The organism is Methylobacterium isbiliense (assembly GCF_022179325.1).
Taxonomy (GTDB): domain Bacteria; phylum Pseudomonadota; class Alphaproteobacteria; order Rhizobiales; family Beijerinckiaceae; genus Methylobacterium; species Methylobacterium isbiliense.
In genome coordinates this window covers 77644-94019 of the sequence record NZ_BPQQ01000010.1, presented here as the reverse complement: position 1 = coordinate 94019, position 16376 = coordinate 77644, and the positions used below count along the sequence as shown (strand labels likewise).

Genomic DNA, 16376 nt, shown 5'->3' with positions numbered 1-16376 from the left:
ACAGAGACAGGGGCTCCCCGTCCTTTGCCCCTCGCCCGCCGAGGCGACCCGCCATCACGGCCGCGGACTCACCGCTCCGTCAGCTTCAGCTCGATGCGCCGGTTGCGGGCGTAGGCCTCGTCCGTCGTGCCCGCGTCGAGGGGCTGGAACTCGCCGAAGGCGCCGGCGAGCAGGCGCTGGGGCGGGATGCCGCGGCCGACCATGTACTGCACCACCGCGATGGCCCGGGCCGCCGACAGCGCCCAGTTCGACGGGAAGGCGGCGGAGCTGATCGGCCGGGCGTCGGTATGGCCGTCGACCCGCAGCACCCAGGGGATGTCGGATGGGATCTGCCGGTTGAGTTCGACGATCGCGGCGGCGATGCGGTCGAGTTCCGAGCCGGCCTCGGGGCGCAGCGTCGCTTGGCCGGCGGCGAAGAGCACCTCGGATTGCAGCACGAAGCGGTCGCCGACGATGCGGATGTCCTGACGGTTGCCGAGGATCTGCCGCAGGCGGCCGAAAAAGTCGGAGCGGTAGCGGGCCAGTTCCTGCACGCGCTGGGCGAGCGCGACGTTGAGGCGGCTGCCGAGGTCGGCGATGCGGGCTTGGCTCTCGCGGTCGCGGGTCTCGGAGGCGGCGAGCGCATCCTCCAGCGCGGCGAGTTGCTGGCGCATCGCCGAGATCTGCTGGCTGAGGAGCTCGACCTGGCTCAGCGCACGGCTGGTCGCCCCCTTCTCGACCTCGAGCTGGCGCCCGAGTTCGCTCGCCTTGCCCTGCGCGCCCTGGTCGGTCGCCAGGGCGTCCTGCAGGCGCCGCCGCTCGGCCTCCGAGGTTTGCAGGTTCGAACGCAGCGCCGCCGCCGTCTCCTCCAGGGTGCGCCGCCCGGAGCGTTCGAGGGCGAGGAGGTCGTTCAGTTCGGCGATCTGGCGGTTGAGCCGGTCGAGCACCGTGTCGCGGCCGGAAATCTCCTGCGAGAGGAAGAACTGCCCGGTGACGAAGATGGTGAGCAGGAACACCACCGAGAGCAGCAGGGTGGTGAGCGCGTCGACGTAGCCCGGCCAGACGTTGAGAGTGCGGTCGCGCCGCAGGGCCCGGCCGGCCATCAGGCGTCACCCCGGCGCATCGGCCTCATACGAAATCCGATTAATTGCTTCGCAATGCGGATTTCGGCTTCGCTCAGACGCCGCGCGGGCGTCTGAGACCGCTTCCGGAAGGGATCGTCCGGAAGCGGTCTCACTCCACCCGCTCCCGGCCCAGGCGGTCGAGCACCTGCTTCAGCTCGCGCTCGCGGCTCGCCTGCGCCTCCACCCAGTCGCGGATCATCTGCTGCTCGGCCCGCATGTGCTGCACGAGGCCCTGGATGCCCTCGGCAAGGTTCGCCATCGCCTGGGTGCTGGCGCGGCTGTTGCCGGTGCTGTCGCCGACGAGGCTGGAGAGGCGCGTCACCGCCTCCGTGAGGTCGCGCAGCGACGCCTCCGAGGTGCGGCCCGCCGGCAGGGCGGCCGTCACCGCCTCCGGACCGGCCCGCGCCACGAACCAATCCTCCAGCTCGTTGACGAACCGCGTATGGGCCTGCCCCGCCTGCAGATCGAGGAAGCCGATGATGAGCGAGCCGGCGAGGCCGAACAGCGAGGCCGAGAAGGCGAGCCCGATGCCCGAGAGCGGGACGGCGAGGCCGCTCTTCAGCTCGTCGAACATCACGGCCGCGTCGCCCCCGCCCGCCCGCATGGTGCGGATGACGCTGCCGACCGCCGAGAGCGTCTCGATGAGGCCCCAGAAGGTGCCGAGCAGGCCGAGCAGGATCAGGATCCCGGCGATGTAGCGCAACGCCTCCCGGCCCTCGTCGAGGCGCGAGGCCACCGTGTCGAGGAGCGGGCGGAAGCTCGATGGCGCCACGCTGCCGCCCGCGCCGGTCTCGCGCAGGGCCGGTGCCAGGGCCGAGAGGATGCGCGGCGTGCCCGGATCCGCCTCGCCCGCCACCGTGCGGTTGACGAAGCGGATCTCCCGGAAGAGGCGCTGCACCTGCCCGAAGGCGAGCAGCACCGCGACGAACAGGATGCCGAGAATCAGGCCGTTGAGGCCCGGATTGGACATGAAGGCCGGGACGATCTGGCGGTAGAGGACGAAGGCCAGGAAGCCCGCCAGGATCAGGAACACCGCCATGCGGACGAGGAAGATCCGCGGCGAGGTCAGGGGAGGGGACGCAGCACTCGCCGCCATCGCGTCGCAGGTCTCGCTGGTTCGGCGGCGCGGTGAGCCGATTCGCCCGCGGCCGGTGTGAGGATCGATGCCGGCCGGCACTGTGCCGACTGGACGGCGCAGGATCAAGCCGCAGCTTGACCGTGAGAATCCGCCGTCAATCCCAGTGGCGCGGCCACGTCTCCTCCAGGTGCGGCCCGAGCCGGACGGCCGAGACGCACCGGGCCAGCCCGGTGACGTCGTCGGTCTCGACCGCGATGCCGCAGAGCGTGCCCTCGCCGCTCGCGGCTTCCAGGCGGGCGCCCGGCGTCTTCTGCAGGAAGCGGCGCAGCGGCTCGTCCTTGTGCATGCCGAGCACCGAATCGTAGTCGCCGCACATCCCGGCATCCGACAGGTAGGCGGTGCCGCCGGGCAGGATACGGTGATCGGCGGTGGGGACGTGGGTGTGCGTCCCGACGACGAGCGTGGCGCGGCCGTCGAGGTAGTGGCCGAAGGCCTCCTTCTCGCTCGTCGCCTCGGCGTGGACGTCGACCACCACCGCGTCCGCCGCCGCGCCGAGCGGGCAGGCGGAGACCTCGCGCTCGGCCGCCGCGAAGGGATCGTCGAGGGGATCGAGGAAGATCCGACCCATCACGTTGACGACGAGCACCCGGGCGCCGGCGCGGGTCTCCACCACGGTGGCGCCGCGGCCGGGCGTGCCCGGGGGGTAATTGGCCGGCCGGATCAGCCGCGGCTGGCGCTCGATGAACACCAGCGCCTCGCGCTGGTCGAAGGAATGGTTGCCGAGCGTGACCGCGTCGGCGCCCGCATCGAGGAGTTCGTCGCAGATCGCCTCGGTGATTCCGAAGCCGCCCGCGGCGTTCTCGCCGTTGATCACCACGCAGTCGAGGCGCCAGCGTTCGCGCAGAGCCGGCAGCCGCTCGCTCACCACGGTCCGGCCGGGGCGCCCGACGACGTCGCCGAGGAAGAGGAGGCGCATGGTCAGGCTCCGGCCGGGGTGATCGGGCCGTCCTCGGTGACGACGCGATCGAGCCGGCGGTCGTGGGGCGTGTCGGGCACGAAGGGAATCTCCTGCGCCGCGAAGGCGATGCCGACCGCCAGCACCGGCCCGTCACGCGACAGATCCGCCAGCGCCCGGTCGTAGTAGCCCTTGCCGTAGCCGATGCGATGGCCGCGCCGGTCGAAGGCCGCGAGCGGCACGAGGAGCGCGCGCGGGCGCACCGCCGGCGCCTCGGGACCCGGCTCGCTGAGCCCGAAGCCGCCGGAGGCGAGGGCATCCGCCTCATCGACGCGGCGGAAGATCAAGCCCTCGGGCGTGACCTGCGGCAGGGCGACCGCTTGGCCGCGCGCGCGCAGGGCCGCGAGCAGCGGGCGCACGTCGACCTCGCTGCGGATCGGCCAGAAGGCGCTCACGAGATCGAAGCCGGCGAGGTCGGGCAGGGCCAGCACGCCCTGCGCGATGCGGGCGGAGGCCGCGGCGCGGAAGGCCGGATCGAGGGCGTCCCGCCGCGCCAGCACCTCCCGGCGGAGGGAGGCCTTGTCGGGAGATGCGGCCGGTCTGTCTGTCATGAAGGAGCGCGGAGCCACGAGAGCCGTTGGAGAATCGATCCCGGGAAACCTACAGCGTAGGTGGGCGCCGTGTGCCCCGGTCCACGGACCAGGGCGGGGACAGCTCCCGAGGGAGTCGATAAGGCCCCGGGGATATGTGTCTCCTGACGCGCCCCGCAGCCCCGCCCACCTCATGTAGCGTCGGCCACTCCTCCGCGCCAGGGGCCTCACATCAGCTTCAGCCCCTTGAAGCTCGCATGGCCGTCGCGCCCGACGATGATGTGGTCGTGCACCACGATGCCGAGGGGGCCTGCGGCCGCGACGATGTCGCGGGTCATGCGGATGTCGGCCTGCGAGGGCGTGGGATCCCCCGACGGGTGGTTGTGCACGAGGATGAGCGCGGTGGCCGAGAGTTCGAGGGAGCGGCGCACCACCTCGCGGGGGTAGACCGGGGTGTGGTCGACGGTGCCCTGGCCCTGCACCTCGTCGGCGATGAGCCGGTTGCGCTTGTCGAGGAAGAGGATGCGGAATTCCTCGCGGGGCGAGAAGGCCATGGCGGCCCGGCAGTAATCGATCACCGCGCTCCACGAGGTGAGCAGCGGGCGCTCCATCACGGCGCCGCGGGCGAGCCGACGCCCCGCCGCCTCCAGGATCTTGAGGTCGCCGATGACCGCGGGGCCGATGCCGTCGACCTCGGCGAGCAGGTCGGGCGGCGCCGAGATCACCTCGGCGAAGCTGCCGAACCGCTGGATCAGGGCCTTGGCGAGCGGCTTGACGTCACGCCGCGGGATCGACCGGAACAGGACGAGTTCGAGGAACTCGTAATCCGGCAGCGTGTCTCCCTGCGCGAAGCGCGCGCGCAGCCGCTCGCGGTGGCCGTGATAGTGCGGGGTCTCGCCGGCGCTGTCGGCGAGGCCGGGGCGGTCGCCGGGGCGGGCCATCCGCCCGCTCAGGCAGGGCTCTGCGGCTGGGGGCGCGGCATGTCCAGCCCCTTGGGCGACAGCGTGAAGATCTCCACGCCCGTCTCGGTCACCGCGACGGTGTGCTCGAACTGCGCCGAGAGCGAGCGGTCACGGGTCACGGCGGTCCAGCCGTCGGAGAGGACCTTCACGTGCGGGCGGCCGAGGTTGATCATCGGCTCCACGGTGAAGAACTGGCCGGGCCGCAGCACCACGTTGTAGCTCGGCTCGACGTAGTGGAGGATCGTCGGCGCGTCGTGGTAGACGCGGCCGAGACCGTGGCCGCAGAAATCGCGCACCACCGAGCAGCGCTCGCCTTCGGCGAAGGACTGGATCGCCGCGCCGATGTCGCAGGTGGTGCCGCCGGGGCGGATGGCAGCGATGCCGCGCATCATCGCCTCGTGGGTGATCTCGCACAGGCGCGCGGCCTTGCGCGGCACCTCGCCCACATAGGCCATGCGGCTCGAATCCCCGTGCCAGCCGTCGAGGATGAGGCAGATGTCGAGGTTGACGATGTCGCCCTCGCGCAGCGGCTTGTCGTTCGGGATGCCGTGGCAGACGACGTGATTGATCGAGGTGCAGATGGATTTGGGATAGCCGCGGTAGAACAGCGAGGCCGGGTAGGCGCCGTGATCCATCGCGAACGTATAGGCCAGACGGTCGAGCGCCTCGGTGGTGACGCCCGGCGCCACAGCCTCCATCAGCAGATCGAGCGCCTCGGCCGTCAGGCGGCCGGCCTTGCGCATGCCCTCGAAGGCCTCGGGACCGTGGATCGGCGGTTCCTGCCGGCGGCCGTCCTGGGCCGCCTTCTGTTCGTCACGACTCATGGATCACGACTCTTGGAACCAGGTCCGGCCTGAGGTCGGCATCATCTGCGGGCGCATGCCCGGATGTAGGCGCTTCCGCCCCCGAAGCCAAGCGCGGCCCGCGCACGCAAGCGGCGAACCGGCCGCTCTCAGCGCGGATTGACCCAGCCCGATCCGCCGGCGGGCGCGCGCTGCGCCACCCGGGCGGGGGGCGCCGGCTTCGGCGCCGGAATGGCCCGCGCGGCCTTCGCGCGCACGGCCCGGCGGCGGGCGGCATGGCGGCGGCGCGGCTTGGTCGATTCGCCCCAGGCCGCCCCGACGAGGCCGCCGACCACCGCGCCGACCGGTCCCGCGACGAGGGCGCCCGCCACCACGCCCGCCCCCGCGCCGACCGCGGTGTTGCTCTGCGCCCGGGCGGCCTGCGCCCCGCACAGGCAGGCCGCCAGCGCGGCCCCGATCAGCATCCGTCTCACTGGCCGCATCCTCCCCCGCGTCCGAATCCCGCGGGCGTTTCGGCGCCAAAGGTGTCCAAACGGCGGCCGGCGGCGGCTTCGGACCACCTTTGCGGCGTGGCCCGAAGCCGCTAGAGGGAGCCGACGACCCCGGGCACAGGACCCTCGCGCGATGGCAGACAAGGCGGTTCCGCACTTCCACAACCAGGACGGCGTCCGGGTCATCCACGTCGGGTCGAAAGAGTTCATGTGCATCGGGGCGCTGCCGCCCTTCGATCATCCGCACGTGTTCCTCGACATGGGCGCCGAGAGCGAGATCATCTGCCAGTACTGCTCGACGCTCTACCGCTACCGGTCCGACCTGAAGGCCGGCACCGCCGACCCGGCCTCCAGCGTCTGGGACGACCGCGCCCGCCTTGCCGCCGAGTAGCGTGCCGCCAGGGAGCCGCGCCCCCGACAGGCCGGGCCTGCGGGTCGCGGTCGTCGGGGCCGGGATTGGCGGGCTGACCGCCGCGCTGGCGCTAGCCGCTCGCGGCCACGCGGTGACGCTCGCCGAGCGTCGCACCGGCTTCAGCGAGGTCGGCGCGGGCCTCCAGCTCTCGCCCAACGCCAGCCGCGTGCTGATCGACCTCGGGCTCGGCCCGGCCCTGCGCCGCGCCGGGACCGAACCGTCCGGCGTGACGATCCGCTCGCTGCGGCAGGGGCGGTCGATCGGCGCGGTGAGGCTCGGCGCGGCGATGCGCGAGCGCTTCGGGGCGCCCTACCTCGTCATCCACCGCGCCGACCTGCAGACGATCCTGCTCGACGCCGTCCGCAGCCGTCCGGGCATCCGTCTCCTCGTCGGGCGCAGCGCCGCCGGCTTGGAGGAGAGCGAGACCGGCATCAGCCTCGCCCTGGAGGGTGGGAACGGGCGCGCCGAGACCCTGGCGGCGGATCTCGTCGTGGCGGCGGACGGCGTGCGCTCGGCCTTGCGGGCGCGGCTCGACCGCAGGCCCCTGCGCCCCGTCGGCGAGGCGGCGTGGCGCGCGATGGTGCCGCGCCACGCGGTGCCCGCTGCGCTGCGCGGCGAGGAGACCGGGCTTTGGCTCGGCCGCGGCCGGCATGTGGTGCACTACCCGATCGCCGGGGGCGAGCGGGTGAACATCGTGGCGGTGCTCCCGCAGCCCGGCGACGATGGCGATTGGGGAGCGCCCGGCGATCCGGCCCGGCTGCGCGCCGCCTTCACGGATGCGGCGCCCGACCTCGCCGCGCTGCTCGCCCTGCCGGAATCCTGGCTGGTGTGGTCGCTGGTCGACCGCCGCGCCGCCGCGCCGATGGCGCGCCGCCGCCTCGCGCTGCTGGGCGACGCCGCCCACCCGGTCCTGCCGTTCCTGGCGCAGGGAGCCGCGCTGGCGATCGAGGACGCCGCCGTGCTCGCCGCCTGCCTGAGCGACGCGGCGGATGTGCCGTCCGCCCTCGCGCGCTATGCCGCCGCGCGGGCCGCCCGGGTGCGCGCCATCCAGGGACAGGCGCGGCGCAACGGCCGCATCTATCACGCGGGCGGGCTGGCCGCCGCCGCCCGCGACGCCGTGATGGCCCGCCTCGGTCCGGACCGCATGACCGAGCGCTATGCGTGGCTCTACGGCTGGCGTCCGGCTTGATCTCGCCGGGGCCTATGGCTAACCCGGATCGGCGCGGCGGACCCAGGGGCCGTGCGCACGTGCGGGCGTGGTGAAACCGGTAACCACATCAGACTTAAAATCTGACGCCGAGAGGCTTGCGGGTTCGAGTCCCGCCGCCCGCACCAGCACGCTGCCGTGTCCCCTGAGCGTCGAACGAAGGCCCGCGGCCGGCCTCTCCCGCCGCGGCAGCAGCCCGTGCTGCCGCTCATCGCGCCCAGGCGAGATCACCACCGAGGCAGGTGCCGAGCACGCCGAAATCGGCGTCCAGCGCCACGAGGTCGGCCGCGTAGCCCGGGGCGATGCGCCCCAGCCGCCCGTCGAGGCCGAGGAAGCGGGCCGGCGTCAGGGAGGCCATCGCCAGGGCCTCCTCCAGCGAGGCGCCCCCGCGGGCCGCCATGTGCCGCACGGCGCCCGCCATGGTGAGGAAGGCGCCCGCGAGCGTCCCGTCCGCGCCGGCCAGGCGATCGCCGTCCCGGTGGATGGTGCGGCCGAACAGCGTGAAAGTCCGGCGCGCCTCGGGGTCGCCCACCGGCGACATGGCGTCGGTCACCAGCATCAGGCGCTCCGGCCCCTTGAGGCGCCGCGCGATGCCGAGCTGGGCGTCGCCGACATGGTACCCGTCCGCGATGATGCCCGCGAAGAGGCGCGGATCGGCGAGCGCCACGCCGACTGCGCCGGCCTCGCGCGGGCCGAGCTGCGACATGGCGTTGAACAGGTGCGTCACCCCGTCGAGCCCCTCGTCGAGGGCGCGCCGCAGGGCGGTGCCGTCATCCGCCGTGTGGCCGGCGCAGACGCGGGCGCCGCGGGCCCTGAGCGCCGCCACGGTGCCCAGCGGCACCGTCTCGGGCGCGAGGGTGACGAGTGTGAGGCCGCGGGCGCCAAGGCCGGTGAGAAGCGCGACGTCGCCCGCCTCGAACGGGATCAGCCGGGCCGGATCGTGGATGCCGGGACGCTGGGAGCTGAGGAACGGGCCTTCGAGATGGATGCCGAGGATGCCCGGCACCCCGGCGGCGATCGCCGCCGCCACGCCGTCGATCGCCGTGCCGATCGCCGGCCGGGTGTCGCTGATCAGCGTCGGCAGCAGCGCCGTCGTCCCGCCCAGCCGGCGGTGGGCGGCGGCGATGCGGGCGATGCCCTCCGGGCTCGGATCGTCGTTGAGGAGCACCCCGCCGCCGCCATTGACCTGCACGTCCACGAAACCGGGGGCCAGGATCGCGCCCTCGGGCAGGCGGTGAACGCGCAGGCCGGCGGGCGGGGCGAGCGTCAGATCGGCGATGCACCCGTCGCGCACCACCACGGCGCGGTCGCTCAGGAAAGCCTCTCCGTCGAAGACGCGGCCGGCCAGCAGGGCGAAGGGCGGGGCGGTCACAGCGTCTCCGTCACCTTGGTCAGGCCGGCCGGCGCGTCCGGATCGAGGCCGCGGCGGCGCGCCTCCCGCTCGATGGCGCGGTAGGCCGGTACCAGCATCGCGATCGGGTCGCAGGCCGGGTGCCCGTCGCCGAGCCACGGCAGCGTGCCGGCCGGTCCTCCGCAGGCGTGAACGCGCACGCCGTCCTGCCGCAGATCCTGCGCGAGCCGGTCGATGCCCTCGGCGACGGGATCGGCCTGCCGCAGCGCCAGGACCGGGGTTGCGGCCGAGACGGAGGCGCGGGGCCCGTGCCGCAGCTCCGCGGCGCTGTAGCCGAGGGCGGGCAGCCGCAGGGTCTCGGCGAGCTTGAGGGCGATCTCCCGCACCGTGCCGAGCCCGTGCCCGCGCCCGGTGACGAAGGCCGCCGGCGCCGCCGCGAGGTCGGCGGTCCAGGCCGACCAGTCGAGGCCGAGCGCGCGCTCCAGGCGATCGGGCAGGGCGGCGAGCCCCTCCGCAAGGGCCCGGTCGCCGGACCACGCCGCCGCGAGCGCCGCGCTCGCCACTAGCGAGTTCACCACGGTCTTGGTCGCCGCCACCGCGCGCTCCGGCCCCGCCCCGATCGGCAGCACGAGGTCGGAGGCGCAGGCCGCGGGCGAGGCGGCGTCGTTGACGAGCGCGAGGGTCAGGGCGCCGCCGTCCCGCGCCGCCTCGGTCGCCGCCACGAGGTCGGGGGAGCGGCCGGACTGCGAGACGACCACGAACAGCGCGCCCGCGACGCGCGGCGGGCGGGCGTAGCCGGTGACCACCGAGGGCGCCGAGGCCGAGACGGGCAGGCCGAGGCGGGTCTCAATCAGGTAGCGCAGAAACACGCCCGCATGCCCCGAACTGCCCCGGCCGCAGACGACGACGAGCGGAAAGTCCCGGCGCGCCAGTTCGCCGGCCACGCGGGCCACGTCGCCGCTCCCCGCGCAGAGGGGCGCGGCCACGTGCGGCACCTCGGCGGTCTCGCGGGCCATAAAGCTCGGCGGCGCGCCGGTCTCGATCCTGTCGCGGTTCACGCCCTCGTCTCCGTGTCGACCAGCGCGCGGCGCAGGTTGCCGTCGTGGCGCGCCAGCAGGCGCTCGGCCGCGTCCCGGCTGACGCCGCGCGCGATCAGCACCGCCAGCTTGATGTCGCCGTCCGCCTCCGCGGCCGCACGGCCCGCCGCGTCGGCGTCGCAGCCGGCCAGTTCCGCCACCATCGCGGCCCCCCGCGCCCGCAGCTTCCGGTTGGTGGCCCGCATGGCGATCATGCGGCCGCGGTAGACCCGGCCGAGCCGGATCATGATCAGGGTCGAGAGCAGGTTGAGGACGATCTTCTGCGCCGTGCCCGCCTTCATGCGCGTCGAGCCGGCGATCACCTCGCCGCCGGTGGCGACCAGGATCGGATGACTGCACTGCTCCAGGATCGGCGTGCCCGGGTTGTTGGCCAGCCCCACCGCAACGGCGCCGCGCGCCCGGGCGGCCTTGAGCGCCGCGAGCGTGAACGGCGTGGTGCCGCTCGCCGAGAGGCCCACCACCACGTCGGTCTCGCCGATCCCCGTCTCGGCGATCCACGCCGCGCCGTCCGCGGTCGAATCCTCCGCGTCCTCCACCGCCCGCAGGATGGCCGTGGGACCGCCCGCGATGCCGAATTCGAGCCGCTCCTCCGGCCAGTCGAAGGTCGGCGGCAGCTCCGCCCCGTCCTGCACGCCGATGCGCCCGGAGGTGCCGGCCCCGACATAGACGAGGCGTCCGCCCCGCCGCAGCCCGGCCTCCGCGGCCTCCGCGGCAGCCGTGATCGCCGGCAGCGCGGGGCCGACCGCGGCCACCGCGGCGAGCTGCCCCTCCCACAGCGCCCGCAGGATGTCGAGGCTGTCCCAGGCGTCGAGGTCGACATAGCGGGCGCTGGCGTCCTCGGTGCTCATCCGTTCCCATCCTCGGGCCACCGCTCCGGCGCGGCGCGATCCGCAGGCCCGCGTCTCTAACGACCCTGGCTGTGGCGGGATCCGTCCGGGGCGCGTCGGCCGTGCCGATTCTCGCACGAAAGCGCGCTCCCGTCGCGCGCGGGCACATCGCTGTAAAGGCGGTCGGGGTCGCAGTCTGGGCGCGACGGATTGAACCTTCCCGCCGCGGCCACGTTGTCAGCCCACGCACAGCTCCAGCAGACGGGTAGAGTAGCACGGATGAATCAGGCCATTACATTCAAGGGCCGCGGCGAGGCAGTGCTCGATCAGGGTCGGATCGTCCTTCACGTCTGCCCGTTATGTTCACAGAAGAACGCGCCGGAGATTGCCGTTAAGGGATTGTGCAACTGGTGCTGCTATGAGCCGGACCTGCGGGACGCGATGCCGGTCGGCCTCGACGATTGCCCGCGGGAGGACCGCGCCGCCGCCTGACGGGTCCGCTCAGACGCTGCCCAGGATGGCGCGGCCGAAGGCCTGCACGAAGCCCGGTTCGAGCTGGCGCCCCATACCGGCGAGCGTCGCCATCGCCTCCCCGGGCGTCATCGCGGGCCGGAACGGGCGCCGCTCGGTGAGGGCCGCGTAGACGTCGCAGATCGCGATGAAGCGGGCGACGTCGCTGATCGCCTCGCCGGAGAGGCCGTCCGGGTACCCGCTGCCGTCGAGCCGCTCGTGATGATGGCGCGCCGCGTCCAGCATCGCCGCATCCGCATCGGGGCTCGCCCGCAGGATGGCGTGGCCGAGTTCGACGTGGCTGCGCATCACCGCCGTTTCGGTGGCGTCGAGCGCGCCGCGCTTGAGCAGAAGGCTGCGGGGAATGCGCGCCTTGCCCACATCGTGCACCAGGGCGGCCCGCACGAGGCGGCGCTGCTGGGCGAGGGGAAAGCGGACATGGGCGGCGAACTGCGCCGCCAGCCCCGCCACCACGAGGCAGTGCCGGTAGGTGACGTCGTCATGCGCCCGGAGGGTGTTGAGCCAGCGGGCGAGACCGCCCTCCCGCAGGGATTCCAGCAGCGGGTCGACCGAGCGGTCCACCGCGGCGAGGTCGAGGCGCCCCGCCTGGGCGGCGGCGTGGAAGAGGTCGCCGAGGGCGCCGGCGGCCCGGGCGGCGCAGCGGCGGATGGTGGCGTTCAGGCCGCCCTGGTCCGGATCCACGAGGTTGAGCACCGCCGTCACCACCACGTGCGGCTCGGTGTAGAACGGCAGGCAGGCGGCCGCCCCGAGCAGGTGCGCCTGCCGCAGCGCGCGGTCAGAGCCCCGCACCATGAGGCAGAGCACCGGCAGGGCGCCCGCCCAGGGCTGGCGGCGCAGGGCGAGCAGGCACTGCATCGCGGCGGTGCGGTTGAGGTCGAGATCGGCCACCACCGCCGCCACGCCGGCATGCGCGGACCACTCCACCTCCGGGCCGGCCACGGTGCAGGGCGTAAGGCTGCGCAGCGCCTCGGCATGGACGGCGCTGCGGCTCGGATGATCGGTGACCAGCACGACGCCCTGACCCAGCACGACGGTCCTCTCCCGGCGATCCGGATCCCCTCGTAACCCGAAAGCCTTACCGCCGTGTGGAGGCGGCCTTGCCACGCGTCGCCGCCTGCCGCAGGGAGGCGGCATGGGACCGCCGCGCGGCGGCTGCTTGGGAGGACGAGAGATGAAGGCGCTCCTGTGCAAGACGCTCGGCGGGCCGGAGGAGCTGGTGATCGAGGACCTGCCCGCGCCGGCGCCGGGTCCCGGCGAGGTGCGGGTGCGCGTGGCGGTGGCGGCGCTCAACTTCTTCGACACGCTGATCATCGCCGGCCGCTACCAGGTGAAGCCCGACCTGCCGTTCTCGCCGGGCGCCGAGGCGGCCGGGGTGGTGGACGCGCTGGGAGAGGGCGTCACCGGCTTCCGGGTGGGCGAGCGCGTCATCGCGCATCTCGGCTACGGCGCCTGCCGCGAGGCGGTGGTGGTGCCGGCGGCCGCGCTCAGCCGCGTGCCGGACGGCGTCAGCGACGAGCAGGCGGCGGGCCTCACCGTCACGTACGGCACCTCGCTCCACGCCCTGAAGGACCGCGCCGCCCTGAAGCCGGGCGAGACGCTCGCCGTGCTGGGCGCCTCGGGCGGCGTCGGCCTGGCGGCGGTGGAGCTCGGCCACGCGATGGGCGCGCGGGTCATCGCCTGCGCCTCCTCGGCCGACAAGCTGGAGGCGGCAAGGGCGCACGGGGCCGACCTGCTGCTCGATTACGGGCAGGAGAACCTGCGGGAGGGGCTGCGGCGGCTCGGGGGCGAGGCCGGCATCGACGTGGTCTACGATCCCGTCGGCGGCGACTTCGCGGAGCCGGCCCTGCGGGCGCTCAACTGGAAGGGCCGCTTCCTGGTCGTCGGCTTCGCAGCCGGCCCGATCCCGAAGATCCCGCTCAATCTCGTGCTCCTGAAGGGCATCGACGTGCTCGGCGTGCACTGGGGCGCCTTCGTGCGCCAGGAGCCGCAGGCGCATGCGGAGAACCAAGCCCAGCTGCTGGCCCTGGTGGCCGCCGGCAGGCTCACCGCCAAGGTCCATGGGGTCTACCCGCTGGAGGAGGCGCAGGCGGCGCTGGGCGTGCTCTCGCGCCGCGAAGCCGTCGGCAAGGTCCTGCTGCGCCCCTGACCGGTCCGCCGGGAACCCTCGTGATGTCTCGCGGTTGCGAGAACGAGGGCGGTGCCGGACCGCCGGAACCGTCAGGCAGGGCCCTGGATGATGCGCCCCCGACGCCACGCCGAGGCGAACGGTGACGTCGCGTCAATGCGCCGCGCCGTTCCTGGGTTTTCAGAAATTTCTGAAAATCCGATAAGACCCGCAATCACCGGCCCAATCACCAGCCTCTGAGAGGGTTGCCATGCTGTCGAGTGTCGACGCGCTGCTCCTCGCGCGGATCCAGTTCGGATTCACGGTGGCGTTCCACATCATCTTTCCGGCCTTCTCGATCGGGCTGGCGAGTTATCTTGCCGTGCTCGAAGGGCTCTGGCTCGCCACCAAGCGGCAGGTCTATCTCGACCTGTTCAAGTACTGGATCAAGATCTTCGCCGTCGCCTTCGCGATGGGCGTCGTGTCCGGCTTGGTGATGTCGTATCAGTTCGGCACGAACTGGTCGGTTTTTTCGGACAAGACAGGTCCGGTGCTGGGACCGCTGATGGCCTACGAAGTTCTCACCGCCTTCTTCCTGGAGGCGGGCTTCCTCGGCGTGATGCTGTTCGGCATGAACAAGGTCGGGCCGCGGCTGCATTTCGGGGCGACGCTGATGGTGGCGCTCGGCACCTTCGTGTCGGCGTTCTGGATCCTGTCGGTGAACTCGTGGATGCACACGCCGCAGGGCCACGGGATGAACGCGCAGGGTCAGTTCATCCCGCTGGACTGGTGGGCGATCGTGTTCAACCCGTCCTTCCCCTACCGCCTCGTCCACATGGTGCTGGCCGCCTACCTGACCACGGCGCTGGTGGTGGGGGCGGTGGGCGCCTGGCACCTGCTGCGCGACCGCCTCGCGGCGGTGGGGCCGTCGAACGAGGGCGCCCGGGTCATGTTCTCGATGGCGATGTGGATGGCGGCCCTGGTAGCGCCGATCCAGATCGCGGCGGGCGACGCCCACGGGCTCAACACCCTGGAGCACCAGCCCACCAAGGTGATGGCGATGGAGGGCCACTTCGAGAGCCACCCGGCCGGCGCTCCCCTGATCCTGTTCGGCCTGCCCGACCAGGAGGCCGGACGGGTGCGCTACGCTCTCGAAGTGCCAAAGCTCTCCTCGCTGATCCTCAAGCACGACCTGAACGCGCCGCTGAAGGGGCTCGATTCGGTCCCGCGCGAGAACTGGCCGCCGGTGGCGGTCGTATTCTGGTCGTTCCGTGTCATGGTCGGGATCGGCTTCCTGATCCTGGGCCTCGGCCTCCTGAGCCTGTGGGCGCGGCTGCGCGGGCGCCTCTACGAGTGGGTGCTGCTGCACCGCTTCGCCCTGGTGATGGGACCGGCGGGTTTCGTGGCGGTGCTGGCGGGCTGGATCACCACGGAGGTCGGGCGCCAGCCCTTCACGGTCTACGGCCTGCTGCGCACGGCGGACTCCGCCTCGCCGCTCTCCGCCCCCGCGGTGGCCGGATCGCTGATCGCCTTCGTGCTGATCTACTTCGCGGTGTTCTCCATGGGTGTGCTCTACATCCTGGCGCTGATGCGCAAGCCGCCCTATCGCGGCGAGCCCGGACCGGAGGCCGGCCAGCCGATTCGCACGGCCGGCATCACCCCGGCCCCCTCGGTCCATCCGGACCGGACGCTGCAGCCGGCCGAGTGAGGAGGGGAGCATGCTCGACGGCATCGATCTGACGGTGGTCTGGGCCTTCGTGATCGCGTTCGCGGTCTTCGCCTACATCGTCATGGACGGGTTCGACCTCGGAATCGGGATCCTGTTCCCGGCCTTCCGGCCGGGCCACGAGCGCGACACCGCCATGAACTCGGTGGCACCGGTCTGGGACGGCAACGAGACCTGGCTGGTGCTGGGGGGAGGGGGACTGTTCGCCGCCTTTCCGCTCGCCTACGCGATCCTGCTGCCCGCCCTCTACGCGCCGATCATCGCGATGCTGCTCGGCCTGATCTTCCGCGGCGTCGCCTTCGAGTTCCGCTGGCGCGATCCCGGTCACCGTGCGTGGTGGGACGTCGCCTTCACGGGCGGCTCCGTCGTGGCGGCGCTGTCGCAGGGCGTCGCGCTCGGCGCCATGCTCCAGGGCATCGAGGTGCAGGGCCGCGCCTATGCGGGCGGATGGTGGGACTGGCTCTCGCCCTTCAGCCTCCTCGTGGGCGTGAGCGTGGTCTGCGCCTACGCGCTGCTGGGTGCCACGTGGCTGGTGATGCGCACGGAGGGCAGCCTGCAGGACCGGGCGCGCAGCCTGTCGCTGTGGCTCGGCGCCGGCACCGTGGTGGCGATCGCCGCGGTGAGCGCGATGACGCCCTTCCTCGAAGAGAAGTATTGGCAGCGCTGGTTCGAGATGCCGAACGTGCTGCTGACCGCGCAGGTGCCGCTCCTCGTCGCGCTGGCCTCCTACTTCTTCTTCCTGCTGCTGCGCCGCGGCGCCGACACCGCGCTGTTCCTGATCGCGCTCGGGCTGTTCCTGCTCACCTTCGCGGGCCTCGGGATCAGCATCTTCCCGGACATCGTGCCGGGGCGCGTCAGCATCTGGGAGGCGGCCTCGCCGCGCTCCAGCCAGATCTTCATGCTGGTCGGCGCCTCGGTGCTGATCCCGATCATCCTGGCCTACACCGCGTATTCCTACTGGGTCTTCCGCGGGAAGGTCGATTCGACGGGCTACCATTGATGGCCCCCGCGCCCGAGAGGCCGGGACCATTCCGGCAGCGCCTCCTCTGGTTCGTGGCGATCTACGGCGGCAGCGTGCTGGGCCTGGGCCTCGTGTCGCTCGCCCTGCGCGCATGGCTGAAGAGCGGGTGAGGGCCGGC

Annotated in this window: 18 protein-coding genes, 1 tRNA gene and 1 other RNA gene; 8 read left to right on the top strand and 12 right to left on the bottom strand. The window is 72.9% G+C overall.

Going from position 1 to position 16376, the window contains the following annotated elements:
• Positions 1-68: 68 nt before the first annotated feature.
• The 8 genes from MFF61_RS04950 to MFF61_RS04915 form a co-directional block, all read right to left on the bottom strand.
• On the bottom strand, positions 69-1082 hold the full coding sequence (locus tag MFF61_RS04950) for a peptidoglycan -binding protein (RefSeq protein WP_238233954.1): 1014 nt from the start codon (positions 1080-1082) through the stop codon (positions 69-71).
• Between the two features lie 130 nt (positions 1083-1212).
• On the bottom strand, positions 1213-2199 hold the full coding sequence (locus tag MFF61_RS04945; RefSeq protein WP_238233953.1) for a MotA/TolQ/ExbB proton channel family protein: 987 nt from the start codon (positions 2197-2199) through the stop codon (positions 1213-1215).
• Between the two features lie 136 nt (positions 2200-2335).
• Positions 2336-3157, bottom strand: coding sequence for a TIGR00282 family metallophosphoesterase (locus MFF61_RS04940; protein ID WP_238233952.1), 822 nt, complete (start codon positions 3155-3157; stop codon positions 2336-2338).
• A 2-nt stretch (positions 3158-3159) separates the two neighbouring features.
• Positions 3160-3747 (bottom strand): 5-formyltetrahydrofolate cyclo-ligase, encoded by a 588-nt coding sequence (locus MFF61_RS04935; RefSeq protein ID WP_238233951.1) that lies wholly within the window; start codon positions 3745-3747, stop codon positions 3160-3162.
• A 7-nt stretch (positions 3748-3754) separates the two neighbouring features.
• A non-coding RNA gene (ssrS, locus tag MFF61_RS04930) (6S RNA) lies at positions 3755-3912 on the bottom strand.
• A 41-nt stretch (positions 3913-3953) separates the two neighbouring features.
• Positions 3954-4667, bottom strand: a complete 714-nt coding sequence (gene radC, locus MFF61_RS04925) for a RadC family protein (protein ID WP_238233950.1) — start codon at positions 4665-4667, stop codon at positions 3954-3956.
• Positions 4668-4675: 8 nt separating this feature from the next.
• Positions 4676-5512 (bottom strand): type I methionyl aminopeptidase, encoded by an 837-nt coding sequence (map, locus tag MFF61_RS04920; RefSeq protein WP_238233949.1) that lies wholly within the window; start codon positions 5510-5512, stop codon positions 4676-4678.
• A 128-nt stretch (positions 5513-5640) separates the two neighbouring features.
• Positions 5641-5955, bottom strand: coding sequence for a DUF456 family protein (locus MFF61_RS04915; protein WP_238234043.1), 315 nt, complete (start codon positions 5953-5955; stop codon positions 5641-5643).
• A gap of 160 nt (positions 5956-6115) precedes the next feature.
• Between MFF61_RS04915 and MFF61_RS04910 the strand changes: the two genes are divergently transcribed.
• From MFF61_RS04910 to MFF61_RS04900, 3 genes are all read left to right on the top strand, one after another.
• Positions 6116-6373, top strand: a complete 258-nt coding sequence (locus MFF61_RS04910; protein WP_238233948.1) for a zinc-finger domain-containing protein — start codon at positions 6116-6118, stop codon at positions 6371-6373.
• A gap of 1 nt (position 6374) precedes the next feature.
• Positions 6375-7583, top strand: coding sequence for an FAD-dependent monooxygenase (locus MFF61_RS04905; protein ID WP_238233947.1), 1209 nt, complete (start codon positions 6375-6377; stop codon positions 7581-7583).
• Positions 7584-7644: 61 nt separating this feature from the next.
• A tRNA-Leu gene (locus tag MFF61_RS04900) sits at positions 7645-7729 on the top strand.
• Between the two features lie 80 nt (positions 7730-7809).
• On the opposite strand, the gene nagA is transcribed toward MFF61_RS04900, so the two are convergent.
• Genes nagA through MFF61_RS04885 form a run of 3 tightly spaced genes read right to left on the bottom strand, consistent with a single transcriptional unit; the run spans position 7810 to position 10897 of the window.
• On the bottom strand, positions 7810-8973 hold the full coding sequence (nagA, locus tag MFF61_RS04895; protein ID WP_238233946.1) for an N-acetylglucosamine-6-phosphate deacetylase: 1164 nt from the start codon (positions 8971-8973) through the stop codon (positions 7810-7812).
• Positions 8970-9968 (bottom strand): SIS domain-containing protein, encoded by a 999-nt coding sequence (locus MFF61_RS04890; protein WP_238234042.1) that lies wholly within the window; start codon positions 9966-9968, stop codon positions 8970-8972. Before MFF61_RS04890 ends, nagA begins: the two co-directional genes overlap by 4 nt.
• Before the next feature lie 38 nt (positions 9969-10006).
• Positions 10007-10897, bottom strand: coding sequence for an N-acetylmuramic acid 6-phosphate etherase (locus MFF61_RS04885; RefSeq protein ID WP_238233945.1), 891 nt, complete (start codon positions 10895-10897; stop codon positions 10007-10009).
• Positions 10898-11155: 258 nt separating this feature from the next.
• Between MFF61_RS04885 and MFF61_RS04880 the strand changes: the two genes are divergently transcribed.
• Complete coding sequence (locus tag MFF61_RS04880; RefSeq protein ID WP_238233944.1) at positions 11156-11368, top strand: hypothetical protein; 213 nt, start codon at positions 11156-11158, stop codon at positions 11366-11368.
• 9 nt (positions 11369-11377) lie between these two features.
• Here MFF61_RS04880 and MFF61_RS04875 read toward each other — a convergent pair whose 3' ends face one another.
• The gene (locus MFF61_RS04875) at positions 11378-12436 is read right to left on the bottom strand and encodes an HD-GYP domain-containing protein (protein WP_238233943.1); all 1059 of its coding nucleotides are present in this window, start codon (positions 12434-12436) and stop codon (positions 11378-11380) included.
• A 142-nt stretch (positions 12437-12578) separates the two neighbouring features.
• On the opposite strand from MFF61_RS04875, the gene MFF61_RS04870 reads away from it, so the two are divergent.
• From MFF61_RS04870 to MFF61_RS04855, 4 genes are all read left to right on the top strand, one after another.
• Positions 12579-13553, top strand: coding sequence for an NADPH:quinone oxidoreductase family protein (locus tag MFF61_RS04870; protein ID WP_238233942.1), 975 nt, complete (start codon positions 12579-12581; stop codon positions 13551-13553).
• A gap of 229 nt (positions 13554-13782) precedes the next feature.
• Complete coding sequence (locus MFF61_RS04865; RefSeq protein ID WP_283205968.1) at positions 13783-15219, top strand: cytochrome ubiquinol oxidase subunit I; 1437 nt, start codon at positions 13783-13785, stop codon at positions 15217-15219.
• A 10-nt stretch (positions 15220-15229) separates the two neighbouring features.
• Positions 15230-16237 (top strand): cytochrome d ubiquinol oxidase subunit II, encoded by a 1008-nt coding sequence (gene cydB, locus MFF61_RS04860; protein ID WP_238233941.1) that lies wholly within the window; start codon positions 15230-15232, stop codon positions 16235-16237.
• Positions 16237-16368 carry a DUF2474 family protein gene (locus tag MFF61_RS04855; RefSeq protein ID WP_238233940.1) on the top strand — a complete coding sequence of 44 codons (132 nt, stop codon included), beginning with the start codon at positions 16237-16239 and terminating at the stop codon, positions 16366-16368. The genes cydB and MFF61_RS04855 overlap by 1 nt, the downstream gene beginning before the upstream one ends.
• The last annotated feature ends 8 nt before the right edge of the window (positions 16369-16376 follow it).